13 protein-coding genes are annotated in these 14,049 nt (G+C 36.3%); 9 read left to right on the plus strand and 4 right to left on the minus strand.

Features of this window, described 5'->3' with window-relative positions; translation table 11 throughout:
- Positions 1–3 precede the first annotated feature (3 nt).
- The 5 genes from DOK78_RS14240 to celB all read left to right on the plus strand — a co-directional run bounded on the left by DOK78_RS14240 (position 4) and on the right by celB (position 5,941).
- Positions 4–1,092 carry a TFIIB-type zinc ribbon-containing protein gene (locus tag DOK78_RS14240; RefSeq protein WP_207941643.1) on the plus strand — a complete coding sequence of 363 codons (1,089 nt, stop codon included), beginning with the start codon at positions 4–6 and terminating at the stop codon, positions 1,090–1,092.
- On the plus strand, positions 1,089–1,895 hold the full coding sequence (locus tag DOK78_RS14245; RefSeq protein WP_207941642.1) for a TPM domain-containing protein: 807 nt from the start codon (positions 1,089–1,091) through the stop codon (positions 1,893–1,895). The genes DOK78_RS14240 and DOK78_RS14245 overlap by 4 nt, the downstream gene beginning before the upstream one ends.
- Before the next feature lie 194 nt (positions 1,896–2,089).
- Entirely contained in the window at positions 2,090–3,103 is a 1,014-nt protein-coding gene (locus DOK78_RS14250) for a branched-chain amino acid aminotransferase (RefSeq protein ID WP_207941641.1), read from the plus strand.
- A 99-nt stretch (positions 3,104–3,202) separates the two neighbouring features.
- A complete protein-coding gene (locus DOK78_RS14255; RefSeq protein ID WP_207941640.1) occupies positions 3,203–4,594 on the plus strand; it encodes a glycoside hydrolase family 1 protein in 1,392 nt (463 codons plus the stop codon).
- A 15-nt stretch (positions 4,595–4,609) separates the two neighbouring features.
- Positions 4,610–5,941, plus strand: coding sequence for a PTS cellobiose transporter subunit IIC (celB, locus tag DOK78_RS14260; protein WP_207941639.1), 1,332 nt, complete (start codon positions 4,610–4,612; stop codon positions 5,939–5,941).
- A gap of 9 nt (positions 5,942–5,950) precedes the next feature.
- Here the strand turns inward: celB and DOK78_RS14265 are convergent, their stop codons facing one another.
- Positions 5,951–6,583: an SDR family oxidoreductase gene (locus DOK78_RS14265; RefSeq protein ID WP_207941638.1), complete on the minus strand. Its 633-nt coding sequence runs from the start codon at positions 6,581–6,583 to the stop codon at positions 5,951–5,953.
- Between the two features lie 136 nt (positions 6,584–6,719).
- Here DOK78_RS14265 and DOK78_RS14270 point away from each other — a divergent pair, with 136 nt between their 5' ends.
- Positions 6,720–7,046, plus strand: a complete 327-nt coding sequence (locus DOK78_RS14270; protein WP_207941637.1) for a winged helix-turn-helix transcriptional regulator — start codon at positions 6,720–6,722, stop codon at positions 7,044–7,046.
- 8 nt (positions 7,047–7,054) lie between these two features.
- Here the strand turns inward: DOK78_RS14270 and DOK78_RS14275 are convergent, their stop codons facing one another.
- Positions 7,055–7,681 (minus strand): response regulator transcription factor, encoded by a 627-nt coding sequence (locus tag DOK78_RS14275; RefSeq protein WP_207941636.1) that lies wholly within the window; start codon positions 7,679–7,681, stop codon positions 7,055–7,057.
- Entirely contained in the window at positions 7,678–8,760 is a 1,083-nt protein-coding gene (locus tag DOK78_RS14280; protein WP_207941635.1) for a sensor histidine kinase, read from the minus strand. The genes DOK78_RS14275 and DOK78_RS14280 overlap by 4 nt, the downstream gene beginning before the upstream one ends.
- A gap of 110 nt (positions 8,761–8,870) precedes the next feature.
- Between DOK78_RS14280 and DOK78_RS14285 the strand changes: the two genes are divergently transcribed.
- Genes DOK78_RS14285 through DOK78_RS14295 form a run of 3 tightly spaced genes read left to right on the plus strand, consistent with a single transcriptional unit; the run spans position 8,871 to position 12,111 of the window.
- Entirely contained in the window at positions 8,871–9,803 is a 933-nt protein-coding gene (locus DOK78_RS14285) for an ABC transporter ATP-binding protein (protein ID WP_207941634.1), read from the plus strand.
- A gap of 12 nt (positions 9,804–9,815) precedes the next feature.
- Complete coding sequence (locus DOK78_RS14290) at positions 9,816–10,943, plus strand: ABC transporter permease (RefSeq protein ID WP_207941633.1); 1,128 nt, start codon at positions 9,816–9,818, stop codon at positions 10,941–10,943.
- Positions 10,930–12,111 carry an ABC transporter permease gene (locus DOK78_RS14295; protein WP_207941632.1) on the plus strand — a complete coding sequence of 394 codons (1,182 nt, stop codon included), beginning with the start codon at positions 10,930–10,932 and terminating at the stop codon, positions 12,109–12,111. The genes DOK78_RS14290 and DOK78_RS14295 overlap by 14 nt, the downstream gene beginning before the upstream one ends.
- A gap of 110 nt (positions 12,112–12,221) precedes the next feature.
- Here DOK78_RS14295 and ilvD read toward each other — a convergent pair whose 3' ends face one another.
- Positions 12,222–13,868 (minus strand): dihydroxy-acid dehydratase, encoded by a 1,647-nt coding sequence (gene ilvD, locus DOK78_RS14300; RefSeq protein WP_243430637.1) that lies wholly within the window; start codon positions 13,866–13,868, stop codon positions 12,222–12,224.
- Between the last annotated feature and the right edge of the window lie 181 nt (positions 13,869–14,049).

Consider the following 14,049-nt stretch of genomic DNA (forward strand, 5'->3'; position numbering starts at 1 on the left):
GGTATGGAAGTAATTACACATAAATGTCCGAACTGTGATGGTGCCTTAACTTTTGATCCTAGTGATCAAAAGTTTCACTGTCCCTATTGTTTAAGCGTATTCACAGAAGCAGAAGTGACGGCTTTTGAAGCTAGTCAAAAAGAAGCTCGTCTTGCAGATACAGATGATGTGACGGCACCCATTGAAGAAGAGCAAGAAGCCACCGATGACAGTGCTATGGATTTATTTCTCTGTCCAAGTTGTGGCGCAGAAATTGTAACGGATTCGACGACTGCTGCAACCTATTGTTATTTCTGCCACAATCCAGTCGTTCTTTCGGGGCGTTTGAGCGGAAAACTTTTACCAAATAAAGTCTTACCCTTTGCAGTAGAAAAAGAAGTTGCAACAGAAAATTTCTTAAAATGGGCACAGAAAAAATGGTTTGTTCCACGAGATTTTTTCAACAAAGATCAAGTAGAAAAATTAACAGGGGTTTATTTCCCTTATTGGGCGGTTGATGCAGAAGCAGACGGTGAACTTTCAGGAACGGCCACTTCCATACGAGTATGGCGAGTGGGCGATTTAGAATATACCGAAACTAAACAATATGATGTCTTGCGCAAAGGAAAATTATCTTTTAAAGAGTTAATTAAAAACGCCTTATCTAAAAATACGCAACAAAAAATGGTTGAAGGTGTTCAACCGTTTCAATTAGAAAAAGCCGTAGAGTTTAAAAATCAATATCTCGCAGGGTTTCAAGCAGAAAAACGAGATATTGAATACCCTGATATTGAAAATTCGGTACGGAATGAATTGGCAAATTATGGTGAAAACTTGTTGAGCAATTCCGTCAGTGGTTACACCAGCTTTAGACGAACCCATCAAAATTTTCAATTAACAAAAGAAGACAATCAGTATGTTTTACTTCCTGTTTGGTTAGTCACTTATCGTAGCAATGATCGCTCAAAAAAAGTTTTCTATTATGCGATGAATGGCCAAACTGGAAAAGTCAGTGGTGTCTTGCCAATTAGTTATAAAAAATTAGGTTTCACTACCGTGGGAATTTTTGCAGTGTTAGCTTCACTCTTTATGATTGCGGGGTATCTGATATGAAAAAATTCTTTTATCTCTTCACCCTATTTTTAGGTCTGTTTGTCTTTGTTGCTCCAAGTTATGCTGCAGAAGCAGTGAACGATGAAGCGGGATTATTTACTGAGCAAGAAATTCAAGAATTAAATCAATTAGCAGAAGAACTCAACGATAAAATTAAAGGTGAAGTTTTCATTCTTACCACTAATCGTAGCTATAGCGATCCAGAAGAATTCACCGATTTGTACCTAAGTAGCCAAATTGGAAATGATAATAATGGAATGGCCTTAATGGTCAATATGACTTATCGTGATTATCATATCTCTACTTCGGGAAACATGATTGATTATCTTACCGATCGACGAATTGAAAATATGAAAGAATCTATCCAAGAGTCTCTTTCAGCAGGAGATTACTTTACTGCCGCAAAAAATTATTTATCCGAAGCCAGTCAATATGTTTCTGATGGCGTACCTAGAGGCCATTATCGAATAGATCGTGAAACTGGTAAGATTACGTACTATAAAACCATAACCTTTTGGGAAGCTTTTTTTGCCTTACTTGCAGCAGCCATTCTTAGCACTGTATTCTTCTTTGTCATTAAGTCGAGATATCAATTAAAAATGGGTGGTTACCGCTATCCATACAATGAAAAATCTTCTTTAAAACTTAGTCAAAAAGAAGACCGTTTAACCAATTCTTTTGTCACTACCAGACGTATTCCTCGCAATACTTCAAGTGGTGGTGGCTCTGGTGGTGGCGGCGGTGGCAGCACGACTCATTCAACTGGTGGTGGTTCATTCGGTGGTGGCGGAGGAAAATTCTAAGAGAAGTCACATAGCCTTTCAAATATAATCCGAATTATCCATTAGCAATGCTAATTTTATAATAATTAGCATTGCTATATTAGTGATAGTTCGGTTATTTTTATTGATTATGATTGGCTTTTTTTGTAAATTTTCAGAATAATGACAATACTTAGAATTAGTGATATACTATCAAAAAATAAAGGAGTGGTCTTATGACAATTGATTGGAATAATTTAGGATTTGATTATATAAAAACACCTTGGCGCTTCATTGCTACTTGGCAAGATGGCACTTGGAATGAAGGCGAACTAACAGAAGATAATATCTTACATATTAGCGAATCTTCTCCAGCCTTGCATTATGGTCAACAATGTTTTGAAGGCTTAAAAGCATATGGTCGTAAAGATGGCGGCGTTAATTTGTTTCGCCCGGATGAAAATAGCAAACGTCTAAATCGTAGTGCGACACGTTTACGTATGCCACAAGTTCCAGAAGAATTATTTTTACAAGCAGTAAAAAAAGTTGTAAAAGCTAACCGCGAATTTGTTCCACCATATGGAACAGGAGCTTCATTATATATTCGTCCCTTACTAATTGGAGTTGGAGATATTATTGGTGTAAGACCTGCGGATAAATTTATTTTCACTGTTTTTTGTATGCCAGTTGGTCCATACTTTAAGGGTGGTTTAGCGCCCACAAACTTTATCGTTTCAGATTACGATCGTGCTGCGCCAAATGGTACTGGTGCAGCTAAAGTTGGTGGCAATTACGCTGCAAGTCTCCTTCCTGGTGAGGAAGCCCGTGAAAAGAATTTTTCAGATTGTATCTATTTAGATCCAGAGACACATACTAAAATTGAAGAAGTTGGTTCAGCAAACTTCTTCGGTATTACAAAAAACAATGAATTTATTACGCCAAAATCCCCTTCCATTCTGCCAAGTATTACTAAATATTCACTTTTATATTTAGCAGAACATACGTTAGGTTTGAAAGCTATTGAAGGTGATGTGCGTTTAGATGAATTAGATAAATTTGTCGAAGCAGGCGCGTGCGGAACCGCAGCTGTTATTTCACCAATTGGTGGCATTCAAACCCATGATGAGTTCCACATTTTTTATAGTGAAACCGAAGTAGGACCTGTGACGAAAAAATTATATGAAGAATTAGTAGGCATTCAATATGGTGATCGTCCAGCTCCAGAAGGTTGGATTTTTGAAGTAGAATAATCATTAGGACACTGTTATTTCAGTGTCCTTTTTTTGCTTACTACCAACAACTCTTGTTATACTAGGTTGTATTTAATTTATTTTGAAAGGATGAACGTTATGTCACATACATTTCCCAAGGATTTTTTATGGGGTGCGTCTATTAGTGCGCATCAAACAGAAGGTGCCTATCTTGAAGATGGCAAAGGTTTAAGCGTCCAAGATACCCGACCACGCGACAATCACGAAATTGCAGATTTTACTGTTGCTTCAGATCATTATCACCATTATAAAGAAGATATTCGTTTATTAGCTGAACTAGGTTTAGACGTCTTTCGTTTTTCGATTGCTTGGACGAGAATTTTTCCAAATGGACGTGGTGAAATAAATCAAGCCGGAATCGACCATTACAACGATGTAATTAACGAATGTCTAAAATACAACATCCAGCCTTTTATTACGTTGAATCATTTTGACTTACCACAAGCATTAGAAGATGAAGGTGGTTGGGCTGTTCGCAGTACTGTCGAAGCTTTTGCAACGTACGCTCAAACTCTTTTTGAAGCATATGGCGACCGCGTGAAAAATTGGCTAACGATTAATGAACCGAACATCATGTTGTTGGTGGACCAAAAAATTCTTGGAAAAGAAATTCCTTTACAAGAAAAATATCAACAATTTCATCATTTAATGATGGCCGAAAAATATGCATTCAAACTTTGCCATGAATTAGTTCCTGAAGGTAAAATTGGACCTGTTCCTAATATTTCATTGGTTTACCCTGCCACAAGCAAACCCACAGATAATCAAGCGGCACTTTATTTCAATAGTGTTCGTAATTGGGCTTACCTTGATTTCTCTTGTTTTGGTCGTTACAATGCTGTCTTTAAAGATTATTTGAACCAAAAAGGAGTAACAATTAGTTTTGCTAAAGAGGATGAAGAAATGATGCAGACGCATTTTCCTGATTTCGTGGCAATGAACTTTTATACTACGGTTACTGTAGAAAAACCTGTCAAAAAAGAGGGCATGTCTGATGGCATTAGCGATCAACAAAGTGAAGATATTATGGAATGGGGCTTTTATAAAGGTTACACTAATCCGTTTTTACAAAAAAATGAATTCAATTGGACGATTGATCCAGACGGCTTGAAGACAACGTTACAAACCTTATATGACCGCTATCATTTACCAATCATCATTACTGAAAATGGCCTAGGTGCTCGTGATGAATTAACCGCCGATGGAAAAATTCACGATAGCTATCGTATCAATTATTTAGAGCAACATATCGGACAATGTCTCCAAGCAATCGAAGCTGGTGTTGATTTATTTGGTTATAGTCCGTGGTCAGCAGTTGATTTAGTAAGCGTGCATGAAGGAATCAGTAAACGCTATGGCTTTATTTATGTGGATCGTACCGAAGATGATGAAAAGCAATTAGCTCGTTATAAGAAAGACAGTTTTTATTGGTATCAACAATTAATTCAAACAAAGCAAATCCCCTCATAGAAAGGAGTATTTCTAATGAATCGTGTTTTTCAGTTTTTAGAAACTAAATTAATGCCACCACTGAATAAATTAGCCAATTTAAGATTTATTCGTGCTATTATGCAAGCCGGGATTATTACCGTCCCTTTTACCATTGTAGGATCAATCTTTTTAATCATTAACAATTTACCGCAAATTATTCCTCCATTGGCGCCATTTTTTGAACAGACGCTTTTAAAATTCTCACCTTTATATAGTGTGATTACCACGATGTCGATTGGTTCGTTAGCCATCTTTTATGCTTTAGCCACAGCCTATTATTTAACTGAAAGCTATCGTCAAGAAGACAAGGAACTGAGCAGTTTTGTTGGGGCTATTTTAGGGTTATTTGCCTTCTTATTAACAATCATTCAAGTAGATATTACCAGCGATGGAGCGCAACTCATCCAACAAACGTCAGAGACTGCCATTATTTATAATGGGGTAGCTATGGGCGCTTGGATTACTCGCTTTGGTGGTATCGGAATTTTTATTGGTATTTTAACAGCCATTTTAGCCACGCAAATCTATCGGTTCTGCCTTCGTAAAAAACTAACTATTCGAATGCCAGAAGGGGTTCCTGATGGGGTTAGTAAAGCTTTTGCTTCATTGATTCCAGCGATTTTCATCGCTTTTACGATGCTAATAATTAATGGTATTTTAGCTACTTTCCACACAGATCTGCATGGTTTATTATCTAAACCATTTGAATTTGTAAAAGAACTAACGGGTTCATGGCTAGGGATTGTAGTAATTATGCTTTTAATCCACTTACTGTGGGCAGTCGGTGTACATGGTACAGCGATTATTAAAAACAGTTTTATTAATCCAATTTTATTAGTCTCATTAACAGAAAATATTAATGGCGGTAACAATATTTTTGCTGGTGACTTTACCAATATGTATATTTTCTTAGGTGGGGCTGGAAGTACATTAGGTTTAGTTTTACTGATGATGTTTGTCGCAAAATCAGATCAATTGAAGATTTTAGGTCGAGCAGCGATTTTACCAGGATTATTTAATATTAATGAACCGGTGATTTTTGGGGCACCGATTGTTTACAACCCCTACTTGATTATTCCATTTGTAGTGACACCAATTGTGAATGTCTCCGTTGCCTATTTTGCCACAGCTTTTGGTTTCGTTAATAAAATCATCTCTGGGATTCCTTGGATTTCACCGATTGGGATTGGCGCTTTTCTAGGAACTGGTGGTGATTATCGTGCAGTTTTAATTGCGTTTATTAATCTCGCTATTTCGATTATTATTTATTATCCATTTTTCAAAATGTATGACGGTAAATTATATGCAGAACAACAAAAAAACTAGTGATGACCACTAGTTTTTTTGATAGACTGAAATACGTTCTTGATTGTGTGTGCCTGTTTCAATTTCATCGACCACAGCAATTGCATAATCCGCATAACTGATATAACTTGCTCCTTCGGCATTTGCTGTAAATTCTTCTCCCGCTAATGCGTATTCGCCAGTTCGACTTCCTTCTGCTTGGAAATCAGCTGCTGGACTAATATAAACCCACTGTACATCGTCTCTTTTTCTCAATTCATCCAAAGCAATCGACATTTGTTCAGCTAATGGGAAAAACATTTCTGGAAAATCCGACGTATCTTTTAATTGAATCTTATGAGCAGCATCCATATACAGGCTACCTGCGCCCCCTACCACTATTAAACGGGTTTTCGTATGGCTTAAAACATCGGCTAAATGGATTAATGATGTTGTATGTTCGTTTAATTTTTCTGGATTCCAAACACCAAAAGCATCCACAACTGCATCAAATCCTTGTAAGTCCTCAGCTGTTAGTTCATAAAGATCTTTTTTCAATTCATGTTGTGCCTTTGTTTGATTGTCATGACGAACAACGGCAGTTACTTCAAATCCTCGATTAACTGCTTCTGTCACTACTTGGCTTCCTGTTTTTCCATTTGCTGCAATAACGGCAATTTTCATCTACTATTCCTCCAATAAAATTGTATTTTTTATTTCCTAACGTTATAATAACTCTAATAGTTACTAAAAGAAAGTAAGCACTTTGAAGTAACCTAGTTACTTTTCAGAAACTATTTTGAAAGGACGCTAAAAAATTATGGAAAAAAATTTACCTGACTGCCCTGTAGAAACCACGCTCCTACTTATAAGTAACCGTTGGAAAGTGTTAATTTTACGAGATTTAATGGATGGAAAAAAACGATTTGGTGAATTAAAAAAATCAGTAGACGGTATCTCACAAAAAGTACTAACAACCAATTTACGTTCAATGGAAGAACAAGGCTTAGTTTCCAGACAAGTATTTGCAGAAGTTCCTCCCCGTGTTGAATATGAACTTACACAAACGGGTTATAGTTTGCAGTCAGTTTTAGATAGCTTGTCTGACTGGGGCAGTAATTATCAAAGACAGTGCCAAAAAAATTAAGGCCCTGTCTATTTTTTATACTCTCGATAATAAAAAATCGCTAGTTGCGTACGGTCTCTAACAGCCACTTTATCGAGGAGTTGGCTGATATAGTTTCTGACTGTGCCTTCACTTAAAAAAAGCATTTGCGCAATTTCTTTATTATTTCTACCATTAGCAATTTGTATTAAAATATCTTCTTCTCTGTCTGTTAATTCAATAGATGACTTTCTTTCAGACGTTTCTTTTAAAATTGCGGATAATTTTCCGACCACTTCCGTACCAAAAACAGATTGTCCACTCATGACTGCTTGAATTGCAGGTACAATTGTTGCTAAATTTTGCTTAATGAGGTACCCTTTGACACCTATCTGAAGTGCTTCACTGATATATTCTTCATCAGAAAAAGTCGTTAACAACAAAATTTTGGCTTGCGGGTCAGCGTTTAAAATTAATTTAGCCGCATCAATTCCTGTTTTTTCTCCCATACGAATATCCATTAATACAACATCTGGCTGTATTTCTTGATAGAAACAAACAGCTTCTTCAGCAGAATGTCCCGTTTTAGGCACCTCAATCTCTTGAGTACTTTCCAGAATGGTTTTGAGCGATTCGGTCACTAAACGGTCATCATCAATCACCACCACACGAATCATGTTGTTCCCTCCTTAGGCAATATAATTGTTATCATAAATCCAGCATTACTGGCATTAATATGCAACTGACCACCAATTTCTTTTACTCGTTGTTGCATGCTTACCAAGCCTAAGCCTTTTGACATTTTATTCGTAACTTTTTGGCCATTATCTTTGATTCGGAAACGATAAAACGCTGGTAGGTCAGTTTCTTCAATAATAATGTGTGTGGCATTACTATGTTTCATGACGTTAGCTAAAGCTTCTTTAGTCACCAGTAACAGAACTCGGCTTTGTTGATTTGTTAATTGTTTCGATAAATTCCCTTGAATCGTAATTGGACAAAACTGAAACGCTTCTACTAACCGTTGCAAATTCTCTTGAAAGCCTAGCGAAGACTCATGCAAATCATGGACACTTTCGCGAACTTTATCCATCCCTGTATGAATGGTCTCTTTTAAAGAATGCAGTGGTTTTTTCAAGTCGTCCTCTTGAGCTAAGACTTCTAACGCCCCCATTTGTATAATAGCACTTGATAACAAATGACCCACATTGTCATGAATATCACGAGCAATACGATTACGTTCTTCCGCAATTTCTAATTGAATCATCGCTTGTTGCGTTGCTTGCAATTCTTCGTTTTTTTGTCGTAGAAGTTGTTCTTGCTCCCAGCTATCATCTTGTAAAACTAAATGATTTTGCATCAATTTCTCTTTATCCAAACAAATGGCATTAAAGAAATAAACGAAAATAAGCATGGTAATTACAAAGATTTTGGCAATTCCGCTATCTGCTATTAAAAAAACGGAACCACTACATAACACTAGCCAGGGTATTCCCAATAAGTGTGAACGATTCACCATACACCATGCTCCAGGTAAAAAATAGCTAAATTCTGGCCATTTAAAGCTCAAAAGATAGAACAGAGCCAGAGTCAAACCATGACCAAGCCAATTTTGTGATAGCAAAGTAGGTACTAATAAGATTACACTCACTAATAAAAATAAAACATCTATCGGTTGGAAATGTTCATAACTTAAAAATAAAAAACTAATAATTTGTAAAAAGAGATACAGCCCCCATACATTTCGATTATTCATACTATCCTCCTAAGAGATGACATTTGTCATATTCATTTTAGCATGTAGACACTGTTCCTTCTATGTTATTTCCTTTATAGTTACAGTAAAAAGAAAAGGAGTTTTTGCTGATGATTATCGAAATTCAAAATCTAGTCAAACGCTACGGCGATTTCGTTGCTCTCAATCATTTTAACTTGTCGGTAAAGCAAGGCACCATTTTAGGCTTATTAGGGCCCAATGGTAGTGGAAAATCAACAGCGATTCATTGTATGCTAAGTCTCTTAACCTATGATCGGGGGACCGTTAAATTATTCGATGAAGACATGAATCCTACCAAATATGATATCAAACGACGAATTGGAATTGTCCCTCAAGAAATTGCCGTATTCGCTGAATTATCGGTTGTTGAAAATATTGATTATTACTGTGGACTTTATGTGAAGGATAAAAAACAACGAAAACAATATGTCGAAGAAGTTATTCAATTAGTGGGCTTAGAAAAGTTCAAAAAATTTCATCCGCATCAGTTAAGTGGTGGGTTAAAAAGGCGTTTAAATATTGCTTGTGGTATTTCCCATAAACCAGAATTAATTTTTTTGGATGAGCCTACAGTTGCCGTTGATCCTCAAAGCCGCAACAAGATTCTTAGTAGTATTAAAGAATTAAATCATCAAGGCGCTACGATTGTTTATACGACACATTATATGGAAGAAGTTGAAATTCTTTGTGATCGCGTTGTAATTATCGATCAAGGTCAAGTAATTGCAGAAGGCACAAAAGAAGAGTTAAAAAATATGATTCGGACTGGCGAAAAGCTATTATTAGAAATCCCTTCGTTATCGCAACAACAAAAAACAGCTCTCGCAGCTATTCCTGGTGTACTAGACGTTGATTACGATCAAGTGACCTTAACATTAAATGTTGCCAACACCAAAGACACCCTTTTACCCATCTTAACTTATTTGGAAAATGAACAAGTTCCTTATGCAAATTTACACACGCAAGAAGCTACATTGAACGATGTTTTCTTAGAAATTACTGGAAAAGAATTACGAGACTAGGGAGGTGATTGCATGTTTTGGCATTTGTTTTACTATCGCTTAAAAATACTCATTACAAATTTACCACTTATTTTTTGGACGATGGTTTTTCCTATTTTATTAGGCTTACTTTTTATGGCTGCTTTTAGTAACTTAGATCAAGCAAATTTGCTCAATCAATCTGCTATCGGGATTGTCAGCGAAGAAGATACTTCTGAATTTGAAACTATGCTTAACTCCTTACAAACCGACGAGGGTGAATTATTCACCGTTTCGCATCTTTCAAAACAAGAAGCAACGACACAATTAACGAATGATAAAATAATCGGTTATTATGAATTTGATAAAGCAGACATTCAATTATTTATCAATCAAAATCATATAGAACAAACTGTTCTATCCGAATTTTTAAGTCAATACTTACAAATTCAAGACAAAGTTACTGTCTTGTTAAATGCAGGTGTGAATCCAGAAGAAATTCATGCACAACTTGTAGCCAATGAGGATTTTATTACGGAATCTAAAGAACGTTCCTTTAGTCAAAGTAACTTCTATTTCTTCGCTTTACTTGGTATGACCATCTTAAATGGCTTCATTTGGGGGCTAGGCAATACCAATGATCAACAAGCGAATCAATCAGCAAATGGCATTCGAATTTGTCTCTCACCTCGCAATAAATTTGTCGTTTCTTTCGCTAATTTACTTGCTAGCTTTGTTTTATTTTATTTACAATCTCTGGTAGTGCTTGGTGTCTTCCACTTTATTTATCGGGTTGATTTTGGTAATAATTGGGGATGGATTTTCTTATTAATTGCGATTGGTTCATTGAATGCCTTGAGTTTTGGTACGTTAATGGGTAATTTTTCTTCTAAAATTTCATTTGATCAAAAAATTACGATTGGAACGACACTGACGATGGCGATGAGTTTTCTTGCCGGAATGATGGGTACCGAATCTATCAAATACTGGATTAGCCAAAATCTTCCATTACTAGGTAAAATTAATTTGGTGAATTTAATTAGTGAAGGATTTTATCAATTGTATTATTACCAATCTTTACAACCCTTTTATCATAACCTGTTGTGGTTAGCTGGATTTACTGTCGTCTTCTTTCTGAGCAATGTCTATTTTGAAAGGAGAGTTTCTTATGATCATCTATAAAACGATTATTAAACTGTTAAAAGCAAATAAAGGCGCATTATTGTTAGGTATCGCGATTACGATGTTTATTACCTTTACTCAATCTGGACAAATCCGTGACGAACAAACGACCCTGCAAACAGCGAAAATTGTGATTCTATCCCAGGATGACTCACCACTCACACAATCTTTAATTGACTATTTAAAAGAAGAACAACGAGTCGTTACACTGGAAGATACTTCTCAACGGGCGTTAGATGATGCTCTTTATTTTGGAAAAACAGATTATATTTTGACAATTCCCGACTCTTTTACAACGTCTTTAACAAATGGTAAAAAACCACATGTAACGATTCAAACTAAACCCGGAACCTATACTAAAACCTTGGTTAATACAACAATCAATCAGTTTTTAAACACCTATTTACTTTATCAGAAAGCTCAACCTGCACTTTCTCAACAAACAGTGTTAGAGCAAACAACCCAGACATTAAGTCAAAAATCAACAGTGACATTAGATCCTACCTATACTCAAAAAGTGAATCAAAGTATCGGTGCTCGTTTTATTAATCTATTGGCTTACGGTTTGTTTTCAACTATTTTCTCTGCTTATGGTCTCGTTAATTTGGCCTTTAATCGACCAGAAGTAAAAATGAGAAACAGCTGTTCACCCGTTTCACGAAGAAGTTTTTCTCGAAAAATTTCTTTAGCTACAATTAGTTATTCCTTTCTCGCAACTATTGGTTTTAGTAGTTTTATTATCTATATTTCAAAATTAAGAGATCCTCAGATTATTGGTTTATTCAGTATCAGTATCTTTGCCTTCTTTTTAGCAATGGTTACTTTTTCAACACTAATCACAAATCTTGTTAAAAGTAGCGAAACTATCAGTGGTGTGAATAATGTGTTTATTCTTGGTAGTTGTTTTATTAGTGGTGTCTTTGTTCCGTCTGAATTTTTACCAGATATCGTCAATAAAATTGCGGCCTTTACTCCAACTTATTGGTTTGTGCAAAGTAATATGTTAATTGGCGAATCGATTACTTACAATCAGAAATTTTTTGAAGCAATCGGATTGAATCTTCTGGTATTATTTGCTTTTTCAGCAGTTTTTATGGTACTTAACTTAATGAATATGCGAGAAAAAAGTTTGACTTCACTTATCTCCCATAAACGAACCACACGCTAAACGAAAAAACTCCAAACTAGTGAGAAATAACGTCTATCCACAACCAAATAGTTGGTGGATGTCTTCTCATATAGTTTGGAGTTTTTTATTTGTATTGAAAGGTTACATTATTATTCGCCTTTTTTCCAAAAGTCAGTGATGGCACCTTTGGCTGAACTAGACACGATATGTGCATATTTACCAAGCGCTCCACGAGAATGCAATGGCGGAATCACTACTGTTTCACGACGTTTAGCTAATTCTTCATCAGAAACTTTCATGGTAAGTTCTTTGGTATCTTGGTCAACGACAACGATATCTCCCGTTTGTAGAAGTGAAATTGGTCCGCCATCTTGAGCTTCAGGAGCAATATGTCCTACAACCAAGCCATACGTTCCACCAGAGAAACGACCATCTGTTAATAAGGCAACTGTTTCGCCTTGTCCCTTCCCAACGATCATACTAGATAGAGACAACATCTCTGGCATACCAGGTCCACCTTTTGGTCCTACGTAACGTACCACAACTACATCTCCATCGACAATTTCATCAGTTAATACTGCTTGAATCGCTTCTTCTTCTGTATTAAATACTTTGGCAGGTCCTTCATGACGACGAACTTTTACCCCAGATACTTTCGCAACTGCGCCATCAGGAGCTAAGTTACCGTGAAGGACGATTAATGGACCATCTTTACGTTTTGGATTTTCTAATGGCATGATTACTTTTTGACCTTCTTTTAATGAAGGAACTTCTGCCAAGTTTTCAGCAATTGTTTTACCAGTTACCGTTAAACAGTCGCCATGTAAGAAACCATTCTCATATAGATATTTCATAACTGCTGGTACGCCGCCAACTTCATATAAATCTTGGAATACATATTGTCCACTTGGTTTTAAGTCTGCTAAATGTGGTACTTTTTCTTGGAAATCATTAAAGTCATCTAAAGTTAAGTCAACATTCGCTGCATGTGCCATTGCCATTAAGTGCAAAATTGCGTTTGTTGAGCCACCTAATGCCATAACAACAGTAATTGCATTTTCAAATGATTTACGTGTCATGATATCTTTTGGATAAATTCCTTTTTCTAATAATTTTAAAACGGCTTCTCCAGCTGCTTCAACGTCACGTAATTTTTCTTCGGTTGTTGCTGGATGAGAAGAAGATCCCGGTAAACTCATGCCCATTGCTTCGATTGCAGATGCCATGGTATTTGCTGTATACATACCGCCACATCCACCAGGTCCAGGACACGCATTACATTCAATACGACGAACTTCTTCAGCAGTCATATCGTTATGGTTCCATTTACCAATCGCTTCAAATACTGATACTAAGTCAATATCTTTACCATCTAAATTTCCTGGTGCAATCGTACCTCCATAAACGAAGATAGAAGGGATTTCAGTGTTAGCAATGGCAATCATACAACCTGGCATGTTTTTATCACAGCCGCCAATTGCAACAAAGGCATCACAGTTATGACCACTAATCGCCGTTTCAACTGAATCTGCAATAATATCACGTGAAGGTAGCGAATAACGCATACCTGGTGTTCCCATCGCAATCCCATCGGCAACTGTAATCGTGCCAAATTGTACTGGCCAACCACCAGCGGTAATAACTCCTTTGCGTGCTAATTTTCCTAAATCATGGAGATGAATATTACAAGGAGTGTTTTCTGCCCATGTACTAATAACGCCTACTATTGGTTTTTTAAATTCCTCATCGTTCATTCCTGTTGCTCGTAGCATAGCACGGTTCGGTGACTTGACCATACTATCATACACATTACTTCTAATTCTAATATCTTTTTTTTCTTCACTAGACACGTTAAAACGCTCCTTTCGAGATGCTCTCTAATGGTTTTATTATATTCTAACATAAATATTAAATTCTACTATAAATAAAGTAAAAAAACAATGAATAATTTACTTGCCAAAAATAGATTTTCATGAA

This window comes from Enterococcus sp. DIV2402 (genome assembly GCF_017426705.2).
GTDB lineage: Bacteria > Bacillota > Bacilli > Lactobacillales > Enterococcaceae > Enterococcus_F > Enterococcus_F lowellii.

Coding starts and splice junctions, on each gene's coding strand:
- celB (WP_207941639.1), top strand. CDS start 4,610: ATGAATCGTGTTTTTCAGTTTTTAGAAACTAAATTAATGCCACCACTG.
- DOK78_RS14240 (WP_207941643.1), top strand. CDS start 4: ATGGAAGTAATTACACATAAATGTCCGAACTGTGATGGTGCCTTAACT.
- DOK78_RS14250 (WP_207941641.1), top strand. CDS start 2,090: ATGACAATTGATTGGAATAATTTAGGATTTGATTATATAAAAACACCT.
- DOK78_RS14265 (WP_207941638.1), bottom strand. CDS start 6,583: ATGAAAATTGCCGTTATTGCAGCAAATGGAAAAACAGGAAGCCAAGTA.
- DOK78_RS14270 (WP_207941637.1), top strand. CDS start 6,720: ATGGAAAAAAATTTACCTGACTGCCCTGTAGAAACCACGCTCCTACTT.
- DOK78_RS14280 (WP_207941635.1), bottom strand. CDS start 8,760: ATGAATAATCGAAATGTATGGGGGCTGTATCTCTTTTTACAAATTATT.
- DOK78_RS14290 (WP_207941633.1), top strand. CDS start 9,816: ATGTTTTGGCATTTGTTTTACTATCGCTTAAAAATACTCATTACAAAT.
- DOK78_RS14255 (WP_207941640.1), top strand. CDS start 3,203: ATGTCACATACATTTCCCAAGGATTTTTTATGGGGTGCGTCTATTAGT.
- DOK78_RS14295 (WP_207941632.1), top strand. CDS start 10,930: ATGATCATCTATAAAACGATTATTAAACTGTTAAAAGCAAATAAAGGC.
- ilvD (WP_243430637.1), bottom strand. CDS start 13,868: ATGGTCAAGTCACCGAACCGTGCTATGCTACGAGCAACAGGAATGAAC.
- DOK78_RS14285 (WP_207941634.1), top strand. CDS start 8,871: ATGATTATCGAAATTCAAAATCTAGTCAAACGCTACGGCGATTTCGTT.
- DOK78_RS14245 (WP_207941642.1), top strand. CDS start 1,089: ATGAAAAAATTCTTTTATCTCTTCACCCTATTTTTAGGTCTGTTTGTC.
- DOK78_RS14275 (WP_207941636.1), bottom strand. CDS start 7,681: ATGATTCGTGTGGTGGTGATTGATGATGACCGTTTAGTGACCGAATCG.